Origin of the sequence: Amycolatopsis sp. NPDC089917 (assembly GCF_040684635.1) — a bacterium.
Lineage (GTDB): Bacteria > Actinomycetota > Actinomycetes > Mycobacteriales > Pseudonocardiaceae > Amycolatopsis.
Genome location: NZ_JBFBGL010000003.1, coordinates 106,817 through 126,826, shown reverse-complemented (window position 1 = coordinate 126,826; position 20,010 = coordinate 106,817). Strand labels below are relative to the sequence as shown.

Below are 20,010 nucleotides of genomic sequence, written 5' to 3'. Positions count from 1 at the left end.
GGCGGTCAGCCCCTGTCGCGGCCGGCCAGGGCCGAAAGGTCGAGCTTGCCGTCGAGGAACCGGCCGACCAGCAGGCCGAGGACGGCGAGGACGAGCACGACGAGGAACGCGCCGAAGCCGCCGAACGCGCCGGCCACGCCGAGCACGAGACCGGTCAACAGGCCGAGATGGGTGGCGTTCATGAACGTTCTCCTTGCTGTGTCGGGCGCGGGCCGGCGCCGGTGGTCACTGGACGCGGCCGGATTCGGTGTGGTCGTCGGCGTCGTCGTCGCCCGGGATGTACACGTCGGAAACGTTGATGTTGACCTCGACGACCTCGAGCCCGGTCATCTGCTCGACCGCGCCGATCACGTTGCGGCGCACCGATTTGGCGAGATCCGCGATCGCGACGCCGTATTCGACGACGATCTGCAGGTCGACCGCGGCCTGGCGCTCGCCGACCTCGACGGAGACGCCCTGTCCGGCGGACGCGGTGGCACCCGGGATGCGCTCGCGCAGCGCGTTGAAGGCGCGCACGGCACCGCCGCCGAGCGCGTGGACGCCGGTGATCTCCCGGGTCGCGAGGCCGGCGACCTTCTGCACGACGGTGTCGGCGATCGTGGTGACGCCCTGGGTGGAAGCGAGCGCGCTGTTCTCGGCGGGGGCGGCGGAGTTCGAGCTCGGCTTGGCGGTGGTGGCGGTGTTCGTCATCGCAATCTCCTCGGTTCGGATTCCGTTGCCTGTGGCGGAAGTTCGCGGTCGCCCGGTTTGCTTCCACACTCCATAGACCCAGCCGGGAGAAGATCGTCACGACCCGATCGTGTGGTCTGGATCTCATCGCCGGTGGGTATCCCTCTCGGCTTTGTCTGGTGTTCGTGTGGGTTCTCTGTTAGGAAAGGTTCCTAACTAATGGGAGGCGATGTGCGCGGACGTGGTCTGGCGGCGGCGACGGTTCTGGTGGTCCTCTGCGGCGGTTCGGCCGCCGTCGCGGAGACGACGACGGCGGGGTCCGGGGCGCGTTCGGCGCGCAACATCATCTACATCCAGGGCGACGGGCTCGGTCTGGGTCAGCGCGACCTGCTCCGGCTGGCGCTCAAGGGCAAACACGGCGAACTGGCCATGGACGGGCTCGCGGCCACCGGTCTCGTGCGGACGTCGTCCGACGACGAGGACGAGATCGTCACCGACTCGGCCGCGGCGGCCACCGCCCTGGCGACCGGGCACAAGACGCGCAACGGCGCAGTCGGGGTCGACACGCGCGGGCGTCCGCTGGAAACGATCCTCGAACGGGCGAAACGGGCGGGGAAGTCGACCGGCCTGGTCACCACCGCGCAGGTGACAGGTGCCTCGCCCGCGGCCTTCGCGGCGCACGTGCCCAGCCGGGATTCGCAGAGCGACATCGCGAAGCAGTACATCGAGGACAGCCGCCCGGACGTGCTGCTCGGCGGCGGCGAGGACTGGTGGTACCCGAAGGGCCACCCCGGGCTCTGGCCGGACAAGCCGGGGGAGGAGAGCCGCAGCCCGTACGGCAACCTGGTCGAACGCGCGCAGCGAACGGGCTACACGTACGTGCGTGACGGCGACGAACTGCGGAACACGCGGGCGAACCGGATCCTCGGCCTGTTCGCCAACGAGGACATGGTCGACTACGGCCCCGACGGCGTCGGGAAGTACGCGCCGCGGGTGCCGCTCCAGCAGATGGCGCGCAAGGCGCTGGACACGCTGTCGAAGAATCCGCGCGGCTTCTTCCTCTTCTTGGAGGAAGAAGGGACCGACGGGATGTCGCACGAGAACAACGCGCACGGTGTGATCGACGCCGGCCGCGCGCTCGACGCCACGATCGCCGAGGTCCTGCGGTTCGTCCGCGCGCACCCCGACACGCTGGTGATCATCGGCGGCGACCACGAGACCGGCGGACTGAGCATCGAGAATTACGACGCCGAGGACACCGGCCCCGACCAGGACGGTCCGTTCGACGTACCCGGCTCGAAACTCAAGTTCACTGTGGACTGGACGACGCACGACCACACCGGCGCCGACACCCCGGTCACCGCGGAAGGCCCCGGTTCGGCCCGGTTGGGTGGGACGGTCGAGAACACCGACGTCTACTGGGTGATGCGGGCGGCAAGCGGTCTCTGACGAGAAAGGGCCACCTCCGGCGACGGAGGTGGCCCTTTTCCGGCTTCGTCAGCCGATGCTCTCGACGACGGCCTCCGCCACGGCCTTCATCGTGGTCCGGCGGTCCATCGCGGTGCGCTGTATCCAGCGGAAAGCGTCCGGTTCGGTGAGCCCCTGACGGCTCATCAGCAACCCCTTGGCGCGGTCGATGACCTTCCGTGTCTCGAGCCGGTCGGTGAGGCCCGCGACCTCGGACTCGAGGGCCTGGAGCTCGGCGAACCGGCTCACGGCCAGCTCGATGGCGGGCACCAGGTCACGCTTGGCGAACGGCTTGACCAGGTACGCCATCGTGCCCGCGTCCCTGGCCCGCTCGACGAGGTCGCGCTGGCTGAACGCGGTCAGGATGACGACCGGCGCGATCCGGTCGCCGGTGATCTTGGACGCGGCCTCGATACCGTCGAGCTTGGGCATCTTGACGTCGAGAATCACCAGGTCGGGCTTCAATTCGGTGGCGAGGTTGATGGCCTGCTCGCCATCCCCGGCCTCACCGACAACCTCGTAGCCCTCTTCGCGGAGCATCTCGACGAGGTCCAGACGGATGAGGGCCTCGTCTTCGGCCACGAGCACCCGCCGCTGGGGTGCGGCGACGGCACCGTTGGCCTCGGCAGCCTGCTCGGTCACCGGGGTCCTCCTGAAGGTCGTCGGGCAGTTCGGCTCGCGGGCTGTCCGCGAACCTGAAGCCTACCGGGAACGATCCAGTCGGCGAGATGGCGTTCACCACGTCAGACGGTCGTCACACTCCCGGGCCCGGCGGAAGGCGCACTCGCGGGATCCCGTAAAGTTCGTCCGGCAGCGCCCCCGTAGCCCAACTGGCAGAGGCAACGGATTCAAAACCCGTCCAGTGTGAGTTCGAATCTCACCGGGGGCACAAGCAGGATGCACATTGGGTCTGGCCTGGGCATTGTTGTCGTGATGCGGCGTCGCCGATGGCAGTTATCGCATCCAGGTCTCCGGGCAGGGTGGCTGTGATAGTTGCCTGGTCGGTCTGGTAGTGGACCTTGATCGTGAGCTGGGTCAGGTCTAACAGACGGCGCAGCAGGTCGGCTGGGGCGTGGCGCAGGTTGGCTTTCAGGTAGGGCAGAGCGGCTAGCAAATTCAGCTGGGCTGGACCCGTTTGGTGGGGGTCGTCGGCATCGTCCGGGATTCGGCTTAGTTCGTCGAGGAGTGTCTTGCGCTCGTTGAAGACGTCGTTGTAGCGCTGTCTGAGGCCCTGGGTGAAGGGGTCGTCGGGGTCTGCGTTTTCTGCTTGGCGTAGCAGGTTGTCTTGTTTGCGGGCAGCGTCGGCGATCTTCTTCTGGACTGCTCGACGCTGGCGCTCGGTGTCCTGTTTCTTGGTGGTGTGGCTGTCATCTTGGTCCGTGACCAGTAGTGCGTGGCGTTTTGTGCCGAAGAGTCGCTCGTTGAAGAAGGCCTCTACTTGGTCGAAGATGAGGTCTTCGCGGATGTAGACGGTGGGCGGGTGGCCCTCGTGTTTGTCCGGTCGTCCCCCGTTGTTGCCTGCCGGGTGGCAGCGGTAGTAGACGCCGGATTTTCGGGGTGTGCCCATCATGCGGCGGCCGCAATCACAGGTGACGCGGCTTCGCAGCAGGTAGGTGCGTTTCGTGCGGGGGTCCTGTTTCAGTCGGGCGCCGTCGCGTGACCCTCGGCGTTGGGTCCTGGTGGCGGTCATCTCGTCGAACATCCACTTGGGGATCAGCGGTTCGTGCACGGGTTCGGTTGACCAGACCCACATTTCGGGTGGGTTCTGCCGGTTCCGTGCGCCGCGGCTGCGGCGGGCTCGCCGGTTGTAGACCTGATATCCGGTGTATTTCGGGTTCTTCATGATGTCGGCGACGCTGGACTTCGACCACGCCCCACGCCCGGCTCCCACCGGGTGGCTGTGTGGTGGGTGCTCATCGAGGTCCTGGTTCAGGCGCTCGGCGATGGTGTCGAACCCCAGCGCCTCGTGATAGCGCCACTTGGCGATCAGAGCCACGGTTTTCGCTCGTGCTCCGTCTGGTTCCAGGCGCGTCTTCGTGATCCCTTTGTCGGCTTTCGCGGGGTTGGGATGGCGCAGGATCTTCGCGCGGTAGCCGTAGGGTGGTTTGCCGATGTTGTAGCCCTCGCGGACATGGGTGCAGGTGCCGCCCCACGACAGCTCCAGCATGTTCAGGACTTCGTACTCGGCGACCGATTGGTTGATCCGGCGTTGCAGGATCGGCTCGTTGGACGCGAAGACCTGAACCTCGGCGCGTTCCAGCTCTCGCTCGACGGACAAGTTCTCATACATCTTCCGCGCTATCCGGGACATCGACTCGCAGATCACCACATCGAAGCGGCGGTCGGGCCGCTTGGCCTCGGCGAGCAGGTCCGCTATGCCGCCGTCCCGGGCAATGGGGATGTCGAAACGTTCATACCCGGTGCGCTGGCCGCGCTGCCTCGCTCCCACGTCCACTCCGCCAAAGTGACACGTTCGTGTGATGTTCGAGGATCGTGCGTCGAGCCGTACGCGGGCCGGGCGGCCTGGGCGGCAGAGTTCCCTCTCGTGTCGTCACGAATCAGTGGCGTGAACGTCTCACCGCGAAGTGGCCGGGTTTACGGGATGTGCGGGGAGGCAGCTGGGATGGATCGGCTGGACGAGGGTTCTTCAGTGAAGTGCCTCAAGTGTTTGCACAAACAGTTGCAAGCACTTGTGGTCGTGTTGACAGTGGTCCCCAGCCCTGCTGATGTGCAAAACATGTTGGGCGGACTCGCTGCGACGGCGGCTGAGGCTGAGCCAGTGCTGGCGGAGAAGGATCCGGAAATCCTGGGATATCTCAGTTCCGCTTTCGCCCATGCCCGGCATGGGCGGATCGACGACTTACGCGCCGACCTGCTCGACGCCTCCCGCTGTGCTACCGCCATCATGAAGGCCTGTGGCTGTGGCAAGACCGAGGCTGCGGCGCTTGAAGGAGTTGTGGTTGATGAGTAGTGACAAGACGGACACACCCCGGCAGTCGTTCCCGCACGAAACCACGCCGATCTTCGATCTCGTCGCACAGCTGGTGTTGATGGAGAACGGCGAAGCGGCTCCCCGCGACGAGTCCCCCACTGTCTTGGGGTGAAGTGCACAGTGTCCAGCAGGCGGTAGAGCTCGCCGGCGGAGTCCCTGGCGATCGCGGTGCGTTGTCTTCGTCGCCGGTGTCCGGAACCTCGGCGACGAGTTCGAGCCGGTCACGGGCGGCGGCACCTTCGGGCGTCGGTGACCTCGTGCGCGGCAATACCGAACACGAACGGCAGAAGAGAGTCCGCCCTGTTTCCGGTATCGCGAGAGGGCGAGGAACACGGCGAGCAGTACGTCCTGGACGACGTCCTCGGGTGGGATCCCCGTGGAGCGCAACCGTCCGGCGCAGTATCAGGACACGATCGGTGAGATCGCGGTGATCACCTCGGCCACAGCGTTCGGGGCCCCGCCGGTCGCGGCTGGGACTCTGGCGTCGAAATGGGTGGCAGGGAGTGCCCACTCATCTCGTTGTTACTGCTGACGGGCCGGACGTGACGTCGTGGTCAGGCGGTGTCCTAGAGGAGGCGCAGGCGTCCGGCTGTGACCTCGCGGGCTACGGCAATGATCGGTCGCTGCTGACTGAAGGCGTAGGCCCTGAGACATGCGAGTGCGTCACCGACGGGGACGTCGAGGCGCTCGCGCAGGATGCCTGCGGCTTGGTGAACCTCCGCCCGGCGCAAGCGAGGTCCCTGTGGTCCGTCATTGTCGGGATCCCCGGCCAGGAGATGGGGGTGGAGCAGGTCGGTGAGCGTCGTGGCCGCGGCTATCTGCGCGTCGCTCATCGGCCCGGTGTCCTGTCGATGACACATGCGCGCGCCGACGCAGGTCGATCCGAGGAACATGGGGAAGGCGAAGACGGCTCCCACGCCGAGTCTCAGGGCTTGAGCGGTGAACCCTGGCCAGCGAGAGGTGGTCGCGAGGGCTGGGCACAGTATCGGCTCGCAGCCGGTGATGGCATCGTAGACCGGTCCTTCTCCCGCCGTGAACTGCTCGTCGTCGAGCCGGGCGCTGGTCTCGTCGCTGAACCAGGCCAGTTCGATGGTGGCGGCGGTCATCACGGAGATGGTGATCCCGTCGAGACCCAGCCAGGCGAGATCGATCTTGCTCGACGTCATCCTGACCTCCGAATTCGAGGTAAGGCACCCAGCGGCGGAGTGGGGTGCTCTGGCGACGGCCGGCTGCTCGACCTCGTTCCGGGTGTACAGCCTAAAAAAGCCGAATGTCGGGAACAAGGCGTGTCATCCTGCTGGCTTAAGTACCGTTCCAGTACGGACATTCAGCCGATCACGGGTGAACAAGTGTTGATGGTGTCCGCTGGTACTGTGCTCTAGTGTATTTCTCCGGCTCATTGTGAAGTCCGCAAGTTTCCCGCGCCCGCGGTGGGGCGTCGATGGAAAACCAGAGCACTGGGGGAGTAGACCGTGGCCACTGAACGCGAGGCTCGCATCGCTGACGCGGTGCTCGATCTCTCCCACCGCGCGGGAGCGCCCAACGCTCCGGATCTGCTCGGCGGTCTCGCGGTTCACGTGCACGATCTCCTGAATGTCCAGGCTGTTGCCATCACCCGGATGGACGGGCGTAGCAGAGTGCGTCGCACGGTCGCGTCGAACAGGTTGTGCCGTGATCTGATGGAAGCGCAACTGAGGTTGGCCGAGGGGCCGTGCTGGGACAGTGCGCACAACCGGGAATCCTTGGGGCCGGTCAGGTTCGGCTCGGGTGATCGGCGCTGGCCGCGTTTCGACCGCTATGCCAGCGAGGCGGGCATCACCGCGGTCACAGCCATTCCTTTGCGCATCCAGAACGCGAAGGCGGGCGTTCTCATGCTCGTGAACACTGCGGAGCCGGTGCTGTCGGGGCTAGAGGTGCGTGTGGCCCGGGTCCTCGCTGACGCGGCCACGGCCTGTGCCGCGCAGCGTCACTCGATGCACGATCTCCGTCTGACCGTGGACCAGCTTCAGGGGGCGCTGCACAGCCGTGTCGTGATCGAGCAAGCGAAAGGTGTCCTGTCCGAACGTTTCGGCGTTTCGGTGGGGGAGGCGTTCAGCCGGTTGCGTGACCACGCGCGCCGGAGAAGCCTGAAGGTGAGAGACGTGGCGTCGGAAATCGTCGAAGGTAGCGGTCCTCAAGAACTGAATCCACACCGATAAGGCGATTCAGTGACGATATCCCGTCGATTCTCGTGCTGATACCAGCAGGCAGGATGGCACGACCGGAGCAGCTGTCGGGAGTGCTCTGAGGTCGACGGCCGCTATTCGAGCCACACGATCGGCAGTCGTCGATCCGGGTACCGGCAACCTTCTCGAGGGATTCTCCGGCGTCACCTACAGGCGTGATCATTCTCCAGACGGCCTGCTCTCCTGCCTTTCCGCTACGAATCGTTCGTGATCCGGATCAGAGCGTGACCGGTCTGACGAGGGTCGTGTTCGATGTTCGCCCCAGGAAAAGGAGCATGATCGTGAGCACCATTCGTCGCCGCATCATCGCTGTCGTCGTCTTGCCCGCAGCGGCTTTCGGCATCCTGCTGGCGGGCGCAGGGACCGCCTCGGCGGCACCTGCGCCCTCAGCACCATCCGACCACGGCCATCACCACCACCATCAGGGTCTCGGCCTCAATCTGAACCTCGGCATCTGGCTGGGCTTGCACGGTCACGGCATCGGCTGGGATCACGACGAGTGCGATGACCATGGTGGTCTCCTCGGTCTCGGCTGATCTGGCTCGAAGGGTGGCCTCGCCCGATGCTGGTGCGAGGCCACCCGCCGGTCCGGGTCGAAGACAGGTGCCGCTCGGACCGGCCGGAAAGTCCACAAAGGACGCCAGTGCTCGTCGGACATCCGTGCGGGAACGAGTCGCGGGCAGCGGGACGAAGTCGTTGCCGCCGTCGCCTGAGGTGGTCGAGTGGACGGTGGTCCAGTTCCGGCCGTCGTCCGAGGTCATGACGCGGTAGCTGCCGGCGTAGGCGGTCTCCCGCTGGAGCTGGACGCCGTCGATGGTCTTGGTGGCGCCGAGATCGACGCTCAGTCGCTGGTTGCCCCAGGAGCCGCTGGACCATCGGGTGCCGGGTTTGCCGTCGACGGTCGACGTCGAGCCTTTGCCTTCAGAGTGGGAGAGCGTAGTGACGCTGCTGGGTGGTCAGCCCGATGCCGGTCCGCGTGTGGTGCCGAGGGCCTCTTGCACATGGAATCGGGCGTGGGTGACCGCGTCATCGAGGCTTTGGAAGAGGTGGTCCGCGTGGAGACTGGAGAGGGCGCCGGTAGCGGTGAGCAGGCGGCGGTGGTCGTCCTGAACGCCTTTGACGAGAACGGTGATTCCTCTCGCTTCGAGTTCCTGAATGGTATGGCCCAGTGCTTTGGCGCCGGTCGCGTCCAAAAGGTGCAGTCGCGACATCCGCAGGACGACGACGAGGACATTCCCGGCGGTGTTCGCCACCTCGGACAGGACGCGTTCGGAGGCCCCCCAGAACATCGCGCCTTCGAATCGGAAAACGGCAATGTGCTGGTCACCGTTTTCCGAAGGGCCAGGGAGATGGTCGAGCCGTGCTCGCGTGGTGCGTGCGAGGTGGCGGAGTGCGAAGAACGCGGCGACGAGCAGGCCGATCTCCACGGCGAGGATCAGGTCGGCGGCGATGGTGACGGCAGCGGTCACGGCGAAGGTGACCGCGGTGGAACGGCCCGCGCGGACGACTTCACGGACAGTGCCGATGGGCACCATCCGCAGGCTGGTGACCATGAGAACGCCGGCGAGCGCGGCCAGGGGGATCCGGGACACGACCGCCGTGGCGATGGCGAGGAAGAGGAGAATGACCAGGGCGTGCGTGATGGCGGCCAGTCGTGTCCGGGCGCCGGAGCGCACATTGACCGCCGTGCGGGCGATCGCACCGGTGGCTGGCATCCCGCCGAACAGACCACTGGCGATCGAGGCCAGCCCCTGTCCGACGAGCTCCCGGTCCGGATGGGTCGGGGTGACCCGAGGACCGCCGCGGGTCATCGTGACCGCCACTCGTGCCGACAGCAGTGATTCGATCGCGGCGAGCGCGGCGACCGCGATGGCCGCGCCGGAGAGGTCCCGGATCGTGCCGGGTGAGAAGTGTGGCAGCGTCGGAGTCAGGGTGCTGGGAAGTGTGCCGATCCGGGTGAGGGGAGCGTGGACGATCTCGGCGAGGACGGTCGTCACGGTGACCGCGAACAGGGACGCGGGCAGGCCGCGGTGCAGGCGCGGGAGCACGATCATGATCGCCCCCACTAGCGCAACGGTGGCCAGTGGCCAGGCCGCCGCGGTGCCGATCGTGACCTGGGTCAGCGCTTCGACGGCGGAAAGAAACGGATTCTCACCCGGCGACGCGGTCGTGCCGACCGCGGGCGGGATCTGCTGCAGGAAGATGATGCAGGCGATACCGAGAGTGAAGCCTTCCACTACCGGCCATGGCAGGTAACCGACCAGCCTGCCCAGCCGGGCCGTGCCCGCGATCAGCACGAGCGCGCCGCTCAGGACCGCGACCAGCGCTACCGAACCGCTGCCGTGCACGGCCACGATCGGTGCCAGCACGACAGCCATGGCGCCGGTCGGGCCGGATACCTGTACCGGGGAGCCGCCGAACAACGCGGCCACGACCCCGGCGACCACCGCGGTGATGAGACCGGCTGCGGGGCCCGCGCCCGAACTGACCCCGAACGCCAGGGCCAAAGGAAGGGCGACGATCCCGACGGTGACCCCGGCCAGCAGATCCACGCGGATCGTCGAGGGGCGGAGGTCGAAGTCCTCCCGGGAAGGCAGCAGTCCGGTCATCGCCGAAGGAAGTTTCATGTCTCGGCCGCGATCGCGTCGAGCATCTCTTGCGGGGTCGCGCCGGGCAGTGGCGGAAGGGCGTGCGCTGCGCGAAGCCGGTCCGAATCGGGGTTCAGGCTCGCGAGGAGGAACGCGCGGGCCACGACGAGGAGTTCGGCCACCAGTGGTTCCGCGAGCCAGTAACCGACGTTGTTGCCCGTGCGACTCGAGGTGACCAATCCGCTCCGGCGAAGCAAGGCCAGGTGCTGAGACAGCTGGGAGGCCTCGCACTCGGTGACCTCGAGTAGTCGCGTCACCGGGGTGCTCCGGTCTCCGGCCGCGGCCAGGACCTCGAGGACCTGGATCCGTATCGGATGGGCGAGGCATTTGAACAAGTCGGCTTTGATCCGGTAAAGCGGTTCGGTCATGCGGGACCTCGCGGGCACGGGCACCACCTCCTGGTTTGATGAATCTATCAAGCCATCAAGTGGTGGGGATCGTCAGGACCGGCTCTGGTTGGACCTGTGGTCTGCCGTCGTGCTCCGGGATCGCCGGATCAGGGAGTACCGAGGAACCTCCCCGCCTCGCTCACCGCTTCGGGGATCGGCTTCGCGCAGACCGCCCAGGTCGATGGATTCGGGAGCATCGGGCAAGAAGCCGAGGCGTATCCGGGACAAGCCCGGCCACCCCGAACCCGTCCTAGTGGCCGCCTTCCACGAGATCGTGCGGAAGTTCGGTGAGGTGATCGGTTACCGCTCGCTGTAGCTGTTCCCGGGTGACACCCCGGCTGTCGGTCAGCTTGGTTCCGCGGAGGTCGGTGTCGTCGAGGACCGGAGTACGAAGCAGCCGTCCACGCGCGGCACAGTGTCATCGAGGCTCGACGCGAGGAGCTTCTGCGCTGGCGTGACGCGGGCCGTCTTCCGGACACGAGCCTGAGGATCCTGCAGAGCGAGCTCGATCACGAGGAGAACACGTTGCAGCCCTCGACCGGGCACTCCTGAGGCCGCACCGCGCAGCGAGGACGGGCTCGCAGGATCTCCGTCAGGAGCGTGCTTTCTGCGCCGCCGACGTCGGTCACGATCGTGAATCGGCTGAAGTCGGACTCGTGCGGGAGGATCCGCGCCAGGGCGCCCCTGGCTCGGGTCGTCACCGGGTCCGTGAACATCTCGACCGGCGAGGCCTGCCACGCCGGGTGGTCCCGTCCCGGCGGACGGCCTTCCTCCGATACCGGGAAAGTGTGCGAGGCGGGGATTCCGCTGTGGGCAAGCGCACGGAGAGGAAGTGGTCCAATGATTCGTTCAGATCTAGCGGACCCACCCCCCTGTATGGTTAGGCTACCCTTCGTCGTCTGATCGAGTCGCGCAGAGGGATGGATTCGCATGACCACCGGCAAGACCGACCTGCTCCGGAATGAGCCGTTCCTTCACTTCGACGCGGTGGTGCTCGCGACCGCGCCCGTTGGCGAGAGCCTGGTCCGGATCACGTTCGGCGGTCCGGGGTTGCGGGACATCACCACCTGCGGTCCGGATCAGCGCATCAAGATCTTCCTGCCGTCTTCGCCCGGCGCGAGTCCTCGGGTGCCGACCGGTGAGGACTGGTATGCCCGCTACCGCGAGATGCCCGCGGCGGAGCGTCCGGCGATGCGGACGTACACGATCCGCTCGCTGCGGCCCGGCGAGATCGACGTCGACTTCGTGCGGCACGGGGACGTCGGCCCCGCCTCCCGCTGGGCGGGCGCGGCCAAGCCGGGCGACGAGGTCGTGATCTACGGTCCCAACGCGCGTTTTCCCCACGAGGAAACGGATCCTTCGCGCCGGGGCGCCGACTACCTCCCGCCCGAGGGCTCGGCTTGGAAGCTGATCGTCGGTGACGAGACGGCGCTCCCGGCGATCGGCGGGATCGTCGAAGGCCTGGCCCCGGGCGAGCGGGCGCGGGTGTTCGTCGAGGTGCCGGTCGAGGGTGACCGCCAGCAGTGGCGCACCGACGGCGAGGTCGAGGTGACGTGGTTGTCGCGGGACCGGACGACGGCCGGGACGCTGCTGGAGGCCGTCCGTGCGACGGAACTGCTGCCGGAACCCGGTTACGCCTGGCTGGCGGGCGAGGCGGGACTGGTGAAGGAATTGCGCAGGCATCTGGTCCGGGAACGCGGTGTGGACCGCAAGCGGATCGACTTCTGCGGGTACTGGCGGCAGGGCAAGTCCGAGGACGCCCCGTTCGACGCGGAACAGGACGACTGAGCGCCGCGACGAAACCCACGGGGGACAGGGAATGAAGGTGCGCGGCGACAGCCGGAGCGCCGTCCGCCTGCTGGCGGGCGCCTTGGCACGCAACTGGGGCCGGGTGCTGGTCGCGGTGGCCGGAGGGACGATCTTCCAACTGGGGACGGTGGTGTTCCCGCTCTGCGTCGAATTCGCCATCGACCAGGGCATCAACGCGGGCGACCAGTCGGCGACGGTGCGCTGGTCGCTGGCCGTCGTCGGCGCGGCGATCCTCCTGGTGGCGGGGCTGGCGTTGATGCAGTGGCAGATCACGCTCGCCGCGTTGTCGGCGTCGAACGGGTTGCGCGGCGCCTTACTCGACAAGGCGCTTCTGCTCGACAGACGGGATCGGGCCCGCTTCGGCCGGGGCGACCTCGCGATCCGCGGGACCCGTGACGTCGACTTCGTGCACCACTGGCTGGCCGGGTTCGCTTCGATGATCACCGGGATCGGCGGGTTCGCGATCATCCTCGTGCTCATCGGCAGGCAGGACGGGTCGCTCGCGGTGGTCGGACTGGCCACGGTGCCCGCCCTCGTCGTGCTGAACATCGTGCTGCCCAAGCGGTTCGCGGCCGCCAACGACCGGCTGGCCGCCGCGCACGGCGCCCGCGCCGACACCGTCGAGGAACTGCTCACCGCGAGCGTCGCGATCCGCGGCATCGGCGGGGACGGGCCACTGCTGGCCCGGCACGCCGAGCACAGCAGGACGGTCACCGCCGAGACCATGGCGACCGCCAAGGTGGCGGCGAGCTGGGCCGCGGCGGGTCCGTTCGTCCCCGGCCTGGCGACCGCGGTCGGCCTCCTCGTCGGTGGGATGGCGGTGATCGACGGCGCGCTGACCGTCGGCGGTCTGGTGGCCTTCACGACTTGGATGGGCATGCTGGGCACCTGGGTCGGCGTGGTCACCCACCGCTTCACTCAGCTCGGCGAAGCACTGACAGCGGCGAAGCGGATCAATGAGGTACTCGAGACAAAGCCCGGTGTCGCCGATCCCGAAGCGGGTGTACCGCTCAGCCGGGTGGCGGACCTGGTCGCCACCGGGGTCGAGGTGCACGCCGCGCACGGCCGTGTGGTCGGGCCGGTCGACCTCACCGCGTGCCCCGGTGAGTTCCTCGCCGTCACGGGGCCGTTGGGCTCGGGCAAGTCGACGTTGCTTCGGCTGTTGGCGCGCCGGGAGGATCCCGACGCCGGGACGGTCCGCCACGGCGACGTCGATCTGCGCCGGGCCGCCTTGAGCGATGTCCGCGCCCGCTTGGTGTTCGTGCCCCAGCGGCCGGACCTGATCTCCGGGACGATCCGGGAGAACCTGATGCTCGGCCGGCCGGAACTGACGGAGGAAGACCTGCGCGCGGCCTGTGTCGCGGCGGCGATCGACGACCACGTCTCCTCGCTGCCCGACGGCTACGACACCGAGACAGGGGAGAGCGGCGCGACGCTGTCCGGCGGGCAGCTGCAACGCCTCGCTCTCGCCCAGGCCCTGTTGCACGGCGCCGACGTCCTGCTGCTCGACGACATCACTTCGGCGGTGGACGCCGAAACCGAACGACGTGTCCTCGCCGGACTGCGGGACTGGATGAACGACGAACGGACGATCGTGTTCGCCAGTCACCGGGCCGCCGTGGTGGACGCGGCCGACCGTGTCGTCGCGCTGGAAGCCGCTGCCCCGGCCGTGAGGGAGGTGGCTCCGAGTGCCTGAAACCGTGGTGCTGAGCGAACGCCCCGAACAGAAGGGCGTCCTTCGCCGGGCGTGGCCGTTCCTGAAGCCGCACCGGACGATCCTGGCCGTCGCGATCGGTCTCGGCACGGCCGCCACGCTGGCGCTGACCTTGATCCCGTCGGTGGTCGGGTGGGCCGTCGCGGGAGTGTCGCAAAAGGACCTCACGGGGCTCTACACGGCAGCCGGCGTCTTCGCCGCGCTCGTGCTCGCTCGCCTGTTCCTCTTGCGCGCGGGTGAGATCTGGCTCGCGAAGGCCGGTGAGCGGGTCGTGGCTTCGTTGCGCGACCTCGTCGTGTCCCGGCTCGCGTCGGCGCCGCTGCGGTTCCTGGAGACCCAGCGGTCCGGCGACCTGCTGCGCCGCAGCACCGCCGAGATCGCCGACCTTGCCTCGTTCGTCCGCGCCGATCTCCCCGACCTGCTTTCGGTGACCGGTTTCCTGCTCTTCACCACGATCATGCTTCTGCTCTACTCCTGGCAGCTCACGCTGGTGGTGGTCCTGGTCTTCATCCCGCTGGCGGTGCTGGTGATGCGCTGGTTCCAGCGCGGCGCGCGCACGGCGTTCGCGGACGAAGCGGCGGCGCAAGGAGCCGTCGCGGCGACCTACCGCGAGGGCATCCAGTCCCGGGACCTGCTCGTCTCCCGCGGCGCCGAGCAGCAATGGCGCGACCGGTTCGACCGGGACAAGGAGACCTTGCGGCGCACCACCCTGCGGTCCGAGTTCGTGGTGCTGCGCACCGGAGGAGTGACCTTGGCGCAGGCGCTGGCCGATGCCACGATCCTCATCGCGGGCGGCGGTCTCGTGCTCGCCTGGGGGCTGCCGCTGAGCACGGTCGCGGTGTTCGTGCTCGCGATGCGGCAGCTGTTCGACTCCGCCAACCAGCTGACCAACCTGATCGGCCAGTTGCAGACGTCGCGGGTCGGGCTGGCCAGGCTGCTGAACCTGCTCGACACCACCGAGCCACCGCCTCGGACAGGGAGCGCGGCAGCCGTACCGGAACGCGGCACGCTCGAAGCCTCGGCGTTGCGGTTCTCTTATGTGGACGGCGTTTCGGTCCTGCACGACGTGTCCTGCACGTTCCGGCCGGGCGCGCGAACCGGGCTGGTCGGGCCCACCGGATCCGGCAAGACGACGCTGGCCAAGATCCTCGCGGGGCTTTACTCCGCCGACGGCGGAACCGTGCGCTACAGCGGGATCCCGCTCGACGAGATCGACCCCGGGGAACTGCGCAGCCGGATCATGCTCGTGCCCCAACGCGTCCACGTGGTCGGCGGCACGCTGCGCGACAACTTCCGGCTGGTGCCGCGGCCGCCGTCCGACGAGCGGATCGATTGGGCACTGGACAGTCTGGGGCTGAGGGAATGGGTGGCCCGGCTGCCCGAAGGGCTCGACACACCGGTCAGCGCCGCCGGCGATACGCTGTCGGCGGGTGAACGCCAGCTGATCGGTCTCGTCCGGGCGGCGCTGGTGGATCCGGCCGTGCTGATCCTCGACGAGGCCACCGCCGACGTCGACCCGGACACCGGGGACCGGATCGAACGCGCGCTGGACCGCCTGCACGCCGATCGGTCGCTGATCGTCATCGCGCACCGGCAGTCGACGATCGACCGGTTGCCCAGCGCGGTCCGGCTGGCCGCCGGCCGGGTGGAGGCGGCGGGCTGATGGCGGTTCTCTCTTCTCCGCGACCCGATCTGGTCATCCGGCCCCGGGGGCAAGCCGCCCGGGGCATGGGACTGCTCGTCGGCCTGGCGCTGATCGGGATCATGGTGATCGTCAGCGTTGCGGTGGGCGCCAAACATCTCCCGGTCGGCGTGGTGTGGGACGCACTGTTCCACTTCGACGGCTCCTACGACGCGAATCTCGTCTGGGACCAGCGGATCCCGCGGACCCTGCTCGGCGTCGTGGTCGGTGCCGCGCTGGGGACGGCGGGCGCGCTGATGCAGGCAGTGACGCGGAACCCGCTGGCCGACCCCGGCCTGCTGGGCGTCGAGTCCGGTGCTTCGGCGGCCGTCGTGGTCGCCATCGCGATCTTCGGCGTCGGCACACTGTCCGGGTACGTCTGGTTCGCCCTCGCGGGCGCAGCGATCGCCAGCGTGGTCGTGTACCTGCTCGGGTCCACCGGCAAGGGCCGGGCGAACCCGGTCCGGCTCGCCCTGGCGGGCACCGTGGTCACCGCGGTGCTCACCGGCGTCATCTCGGCGTTCACCACGATGAACGCGCGGACCACGCAGTCGATGCGGTTCTGGACCATCGGCTCGCTGATCAACCGCGGCTACGACGTGCTCTGGGACGTGCTGCCGTTCCTGGTCGTGGGCGCGGTGATCAGCCTGCTGCTCACCCGCTCGCTGAACGCGCTGGCCCTCGGCGACCAGGTCGGCCGCGCGCTGGGCGCGCACCTCGGGCGGACGCGGCTGTTGAGCGTCCTCGCGATCGTGCTGCTCTGTGGCGGGGCGACGGCGGCGGCGGGACCGATCGGGTTCGTCGGGCTGGCGATCCCGCACGCGGTCCGCGCGGTGGTCGGCCCGGACTATCGCTGGGTGGTGCCGTATTCGATGGTCTCGGCGCCGCTGCTGGTGCTCGGCGCCGACGTCCTCGGCCGGGTCGTGCTGCCGACCGGTGAACTCGAAGCGGGCGTGGTCACCGCGGTGATCGGCGCTCCGGTGTTCATCCATCTGGTCCGCCGGAAACGGCTGGGGGAACTGTGACCGTCACTTCGAGTCCTCAGTGGACGGTGCGGACGAAACGCGGTGGCTTCTCGTTGCGGGTTCACCGCCGGACCGCGTGGGTCGCGGCCGTTCTGGCGGTGCTGTGTCTCGCCGTGGTGCTGGCCGCGCTGGTGACCGGCAACTATCCGATCAGCGTGCCGGACGTCTTCCGTGCTCTCGGTGGGCACGGAACGTTGCAGCAGCGGTACTTCGTGAACGACGTCCGCCTTCCCCGGGTGCTCGTGGCCCTGCTCGTCGGCGCCGCGCTGGCGGTGGGCGGCGCGATGTTCCAGAGTCTGTCCGCCAATCCGCTGGGCAGCCCGGACATCATCGGGTTCAACGCGGGCGCGGCCGCGGGTGCCCTGGTGTGCCTGCTGGTGCTCAAGGATTCCGGGCTGCTCGCCACCGGCGTCGGCGCGCTCTGCGGCGGTGGGGTGGTGGCCGTGCTCGTCTATCTCCTGTCCTATCGGGGCGGGGTGCGCGGATACCGGCTGATCCTGGTCGGGGTCGGGGTGAACGCGCTGCTGAGCGCGGGAATCGCGTACCTGCTCAGCCGGGCCGAGCTGAACGAGATGCTCAACGCCCAGATCTGGCTGGTCGGCAGTCTCAACGGGCGGGCGTGGGAGCACGTGTGGGTCCTTGTCGTGGTGCTGGTGGTGGTCCTGCCGTCCGCGTTCCTGCTCAGCAAACCCTTGCTGACGCTGGAACTCGGTCCCGATTCCGCCACCGCGCTCGGGCTCGCCGTCGGTTCGGTGCGGCGCCGCGCGATCACCATCGCGGTGCTCCTGAGCGCGGTCGCGATCGTGACCGCCGGCCCCATTTCGTTCCTGGCGCTGGCGGCGCCCCAGGTGGCCAAACGGCTGGCCCGGTCGGTCGGTCCGTCGTTGACGGTTTCGGCGCTGGCGGGCGCTTTCCTGCTCGCGTTCGCGGATTTGCTGGCGCAGAGGGCCATCCCGGGGACCCAGTTGCCGGTCGGGGTGGCCACTTTGGTGCTCGGCGGACTGTATCTCGGCTGGCTTCTCGTGGGCGAAATGCGGCGCGGCCGGGCGTAAATGCTTTGCCCGTCACGTTTTCGGCCTATGGCTTCTCCGGAATCCTTAGGATAGCCTCTCCTAAGTTTGGAGAGGGAGCTGTGATGACCAATCCGTTCGACAACGAAGACGGCCGTTTCGTGGTGCTCGTCAACGAAGAGAACCAGCACTCGCTGTGGCCCGCGTGGGCCGAGGTGCCCGACGGCTGGACGGTGACGAAGGCCGAGTCGAGCCGTCAGGAATGCCTGGACCACATCGAGGCGTCGTGGACCGATCTGAGGCCGAAGAGCCTCATCGAAGCCATGGCCGAAGCCGATCGCTCGTGAGCGACAGAGAAGGCTTCGACCGCCGGGGTTTTCTGCTCAAGGCGGGCTTCGCGGGCGCGCTGGCGCTGGGGGTCGGATCGGCCACGATCCAATCCATGCCGGGGCGCGAACGCGGCCCGGTCACGATCGATCCCCGCGCCTACGCGAGGCCGCGGGCGCAGGGGGACCGCGTCGGTCAGGTCCGGCAGGTGGCGGCCACGGCACCGCGCCCGGGGACACCGTTCCGCGGGACGGTCACCCAGCTGACGCCGTTCCGGGATCCGTTGCCCGCCATGTCGACCGCACGCGGCAGCCGGATCGACGGCGTCGACAACCTGACAGTCCGGATGCGACCGAACGTAGTCAGGCTGCACTCGCAGCTGCCGCCCACGCGGATCTGGGGTTTCGACGGCCGGTTCCCCGGCCCGATCATCGAGGCCCGGCGCGGGAGACCGTTGCGGGTCACCTGGACCAATGAGCTCACCGGCCCGTATCCGTTGCCGGTGGTCGAAATCCTTTTCGACGAGAACGCCGATCCGTACCAGTGGGACGTTCCCGGCCGTGAAGGTGTCGCGCCGCGGGCGGACGTCGCCGCGCTGCCCGGCTGGACGTCGGTCCACCTGCACGGCCACTTCAGCGACGGCGGAAGTGACGGCTGGGCCGAAGACGCCGTCCTGGCGGGCCGCAGCCAGCTGGTCGAGTACCGCAACGACCAGCCCGCGACCACGCTCTGGTACCACGACCACGCCATGCACATCACGCGCTGGAACGTGATGTCCGGGCTGCTGGGCATGTACATCCTCCGCGACGGCGAAGAGGCGTCCCTGCGCCTCCCGTCCGGGGATCGCGAGGTGCCGCTGCTCATCTGCGACCGCAATCTCGACACCGACGACAAGAACCGCCTCACCGGCACGATGCTGCACAAGACCACGGTGATGAGCACGGACCCGCTGCGGCAGGTGCGGTCGTTCGCCGGGCCGTACACGCTGGTGAACGGCGCGATCTGGCCGTTCAAGGACGTCGAGCCGGACTGGTACCGGTTCCGGATGGCGAACGCCTCCAACACCCGGCCGTACGTGGTGCAGCTGGTCACGGAAGACGGGAAACCCGTACCGGCGGGCACGATCTTCGTGATCGGCAGCGACGCCGGCCTGCTCGGCGCCCCGGTGGACGTCGCGGGCGGCTTCAGCCTCGCCGCGTCCGAACGCGCGGACGTCCTGATCGACTTCCGCGCGCTGGCGGGCAAGAAACTCATGCTGCGCAACATCGACTACGACCCCGGGCCGTGGCCGGACTTCCTCCAGTTCCGGGTCTCCCCGCGCGGCAGGCCGGGCACCTTCCGGCTGCCGAAGACGCTGGCGAGGTCTTTCGTACGCGTCACCGAGAAGCAGCCCGTCGAGGCCGAGCGCATGGTGATGCTGACCCCGGTCGGGGTCTCGCACGCCCGGCTGTGGGAGATGCAGCGCGTCGAGGCGCCGTCCGGGCCGTTCCCGATCGACGGCATCGTGCAGCTCAAGGAGCAGGACGGTTCGGTCACCACCTGGAAACGCATGGCGTATCAGTGGACCGATCCGACGCAGTACACCGTGAAGGCCGGTTCCTGGGAACGGTGGCGGTTCGTCAACCTCGACTGGTCCGGCTGGCCGCATCCGATGCACATCCACGTCTGCGCGTTCCAGCCGGTGAAACGGGGCTTCTACAACATCGACGGCTTCCAGTTCATCGACCTGCCGGGCGGGGGCATCGGCGGCGGTACCGCGACGCCGGTGTTCTGGGAGAAGTCCGAACCGGTGGCGCCGGATCAGGCGGGCTGGAAGGACGTCGTCAACGTGGCGGCGGGCGAGTCGGTGGACGTCGTCGCCAAGTTCGCCGACGTGACCGGCAAGTTCGTCTACCACTGCCACATGCTCGAACACGAGGACATGAGCATGATGCGGCCGTTCCTGGTGCAGCCCAAGGAAGTCATCGCGATCGCGAAGTCGATGGCGCACGAGCTCCCGCCGGCTCCCGGTGGCGGGCACGGTCACTGAGCTCTCGGTCCAGAGGAAGGAACAA

General features: G+C 68.2%; 21 protein-coding genes, 1 tRNA gene and 1 pseudogene. 14 read left to right on the top strand and 9 right to left on the bottom strand.

Annotated elements, in window-relative coordinates; genetic code table 11:
• Positions 1-5: 5 nt before the first annotated feature.
• Positions 6-182 carry a hypothetical protein gene (locus tag AB0N89_RS03905; RefSeq protein ID WP_005154991.1) on the bottom strand — a complete coding sequence of 59 codons (177 nt, stop codon included), beginning with the start codon at positions 180-182 and terminating at the stop codon, positions 6-8.
• A gap of 43 nt (positions 183-225) precedes the next feature.
• Positions 226-690 (bottom strand): Asp23/Gls24 family envelope stress response protein, encoded by a 465-nt coding sequence (locus AB0N89_RS03900; RefSeq protein WP_364199897.1) that lies wholly within the window; start codon positions 688-690, stop codon positions 226-228.
• Between the two features lie 210 nt (positions 691-900).
• Between AB0N89_RS03900 and AB0N89_RS03895 the strand changes: the two genes are divergently transcribed.
• A complete protein-coding gene (locus AB0N89_RS03895) occupies positions 901-2,118 on the top strand; it encodes an alkaline phosphatase (RefSeq protein WP_364199895.1) in 1,218 nt (405 codons plus the stop codon).
• Positions 2,119-2,166: 48 nt separating this feature from the next.
• Here the strand turns inward: AB0N89_RS03895 and AB0N89_RS03890 are convergent, their stop codons facing one another.
• Positions 2,167-2,778 (bottom strand): response regulator, encoded by a 612-nt coding sequence (locus AB0N89_RS03890; protein WP_005157321.1) that lies wholly within the window; start codon positions 2,776-2,778, stop codon positions 2,167-2,169.
• A gap of 173 nt (positions 2,779-2,951) precedes the next feature.
• Between AB0N89_RS03890 and AB0N89_RS03885 the strand changes: the two genes are divergently transcribed.
• Positions 2,952-3,025: transfer RNA gene (locus AB0N89_RS03885), tRNA-Leu, on the top strand.
• On the opposite strand, the gene AB0N89_RS03880 is transcribed toward AB0N89_RS03885, so the two are convergent.
• On the bottom strand, positions 3,014-4,585 hold the full coding sequence (locus AB0N89_RS03880) for a recombinase family protein (RefSeq protein WP_364199893.1): 1,572 nt from the start codon (positions 4,583-4,585) through the stop codon (positions 3,014-3,016). The two genes, AB0N89_RS03885 and AB0N89_RS03880, sit on opposite strands and share 12 nt — an antisense overlap.
• A 174-nt stretch (positions 4,586-4,759) precedes the next feature.
• On the opposite strand from AB0N89_RS03880, the gene AB0N89_RS03875 reads away from it, so the two are divergent.
• Positions 4,760-5,107, top strand: a complete 348-nt coding sequence (locus tag AB0N89_RS03875; protein ID WP_364199891.1) for a hypothetical protein — start codon at positions 4,760-4,762, stop codon at positions 5,105-5,107.
• Positions 5,100-5,240 carry a hypothetical protein gene (locus AB0N89_RS03870; protein ID WP_364199889.1) on the top strand — a complete coding sequence of 47 codons (141 nt, stop codon included), beginning with the start codon at positions 5,100-5,102 and terminating at the stop codon, positions 5,238-5,240. The genes AB0N89_RS03875 and AB0N89_RS03870 overlap by 8 nt, the downstream gene beginning before the upstream one ends.
• A gap of 454 nt (positions 5,241-5,694) precedes the next feature.
• On the opposite strand, the gene AB0N89_RS03865 is transcribed toward AB0N89_RS03870, so the two are convergent.
• A complete protein-coding gene (locus AB0N89_RS03865; RefSeq protein ID WP_364199887.1) occupies positions 5,695-6,294 on the bottom strand; it encodes an ANTAR domain-containing protein in 600 nt (199 codons plus the stop codon).
• 306 nt (positions 6,295-6,600) lie between these two features.
• Here AB0N89_RS03865 and AB0N89_RS03860 point away from each other — a divergent pair, with 306 nt between their 5' ends.
• Together AB0N89_RS03860 and AB0N89_RS03855 are read left to right on the top strand one after the other, a co-directional pair.
• Positions 6,601-7,326 (top strand): GAF and ANTAR domain-containing protein, encoded by a 726-nt coding sequence (locus tag AB0N89_RS03860; protein WP_364199885.1) that lies wholly within the window; start codon positions 6,601-6,603, stop codon positions 7,324-7,326.
• Positions 7,327-7,634: 308 nt separating this feature from the next.
• On the top strand, positions 7,635-7,889 hold the full coding sequence (locus tag AB0N89_RS03855) for a hypothetical protein (RefSeq protein WP_364199883.1): 255 nt from the start codon (positions 7,635-7,637) through the stop codon (positions 7,887-7,889).
• Between the two features lie 171 nt (positions 7,890-8,060).
• Here AB0N89_RS03855 and AB0N89_RS03850 read toward each other — a convergent pair.
• From AB0N89_RS03850 to AB0N89_RS03840, 3 genes and pseudogenes are all read right to left on the bottom strand, one after another.
• Positions 8,061-8,282: pseudogene (locus AB0N89_RS03850) on the bottom strand (discoidin domain-containing protein); the annotation flags it as partial.
• A gap of 27 nt (positions 8,283-8,309) precedes the next feature.
• Positions 8,310-9,962: a SulP family inorganic anion transporter gene (locus AB0N89_RS03845; protein WP_364199881.1), complete on the bottom strand. Its 1,653-nt coding sequence runs from the start codon at positions 9,960-9,962 to the stop codon at positions 8,310-8,312.
• A gap of 14 nt (positions 9,963-9,976) precedes the next feature.
• Positions 9,977-10,369, bottom strand: coding sequence for a metalloregulator ArsR/SmtB family transcription factor (locus AB0N89_RS03840; protein ID WP_364199879.1), 393 nt, complete (start codon positions 10,367-10,369; stop codon positions 9,977-9,979).
• A gap of 202 nt (positions 10,370-10,571) precedes the next feature.
• Between AB0N89_RS03840 and AB0N89_RS03835 the strand changes: the two genes are divergently transcribed.
• Positions 10,572-10,706 carry a hypothetical protein gene (locus AB0N89_RS03835; RefSeq protein WP_364199877.1) on the top strand — a complete coding sequence of 45 codons (135 nt, stop codon included), beginning with the start codon at positions 10,572-10,574 and terminating at the stop codon, positions 10,704-10,706.
• 193 nt (positions 10,707-10,899) lie between these two features.
• Here the strand turns inward: AB0N89_RS03835 and AB0N89_RS03830 are convergent, their stop codons facing one another.
• Entirely contained in the window at positions 10,900-11,091 is a 192-nt protein-coding gene (locus AB0N89_RS03830) for a hypothetical protein (RefSeq protein WP_364199875.1), read from the bottom strand.
• A gap of 229 nt (positions 11,092-11,320) precedes the next feature.
• Between AB0N89_RS03830 and AB0N89_RS03825 the strand changes: the two genes are divergently transcribed.
• The 7 genes from AB0N89_RS03825 to AB0N89_RS03795 all read left to right on the top strand — a co-directional run bounded on the left by AB0N89_RS03825 (position 11,321) and on the right by AB0N89_RS03795 (position 19,985).
• The gene (locus AB0N89_RS03825; RefSeq protein ID WP_364199873.1) at positions 11,321-12,178 is read left to right on the top strand and encodes a siderophore-interacting protein; all 858 of its coding nucleotides are present in this window, start codon (positions 11,321-11,323) and stop codon (positions 12,176-12,178) included.
• A 37-nt stretch (positions 12,179-12,215) separates the two neighbouring features.
• On the top strand, positions 12,216-13,895 hold the full coding sequence (locus AB0N89_RS03820; RefSeq protein WP_364199871.1) for an ABC transporter ATP-binding protein: 1,680 nt from the start codon (positions 12,216-12,218) through the stop codon (positions 13,893-13,895).
• Positions 13,888-15,576 carry an ABC transporter ATP-binding protein gene (locus tag AB0N89_RS03815; protein ID WP_364199869.1) on the top strand — a complete coding sequence of 563 codons (1,689 nt, stop codon included), beginning with the start codon at positions 13,888-13,890 and terminating at the stop codon, positions 15,574-15,576. Before AB0N89_RS03820 ends, AB0N89_RS03815 begins: the two co-directional genes overlap by 8 nt.
• The gene (locus AB0N89_RS03810; protein ID WP_364199867.1) at positions 15,576-16,619 is read left to right on the top strand and encodes an iron chelate uptake ABC transporter family permease subunit; all 1,044 of its coding nucleotides are present in this window, start codon (positions 15,576-15,578) and stop codon (positions 16,617-16,619) included. The genes AB0N89_RS03815 and AB0N89_RS03810 overlap by 1 nt, the downstream gene beginning before the upstream one ends.
• Complete coding sequence (locus AB0N89_RS03805) at positions 16,616-17,671, top strand: iron chelate uptake ABC transporter family permease subunit (RefSeq protein ID WP_364199866.1); 1,056 nt, start codon at positions 16,616-16,618, stop codon at positions 17,669-17,671. The genes AB0N89_RS03810 and AB0N89_RS03805 overlap by 4 nt, the downstream gene beginning before the upstream one ends.
• Positions 17,672-17,754: 83 nt before the next feature.
• On the top strand, positions 17,755-17,976 hold the full coding sequence (locus tag AB0N89_RS03800; RefSeq protein ID WP_364199864.1) for an MbtH family protein: 222 nt from the start codon (positions 17,755-17,757) through the stop codon (positions 17,974-17,976).
• A complete protein-coding gene (locus AB0N89_RS03795) occupies positions 17,973-19,985 on the top strand; it encodes a multicopper oxidase domain-containing protein (RefSeq protein WP_364199862.1) in 2,013 nt (670 codons plus the stop codon). Before AB0N89_RS03800 ends, AB0N89_RS03795 begins: the two co-directional genes overlap by 4 nt.
• Positions 19,986-20,010 lie beyond the last annotated feature (25 nt).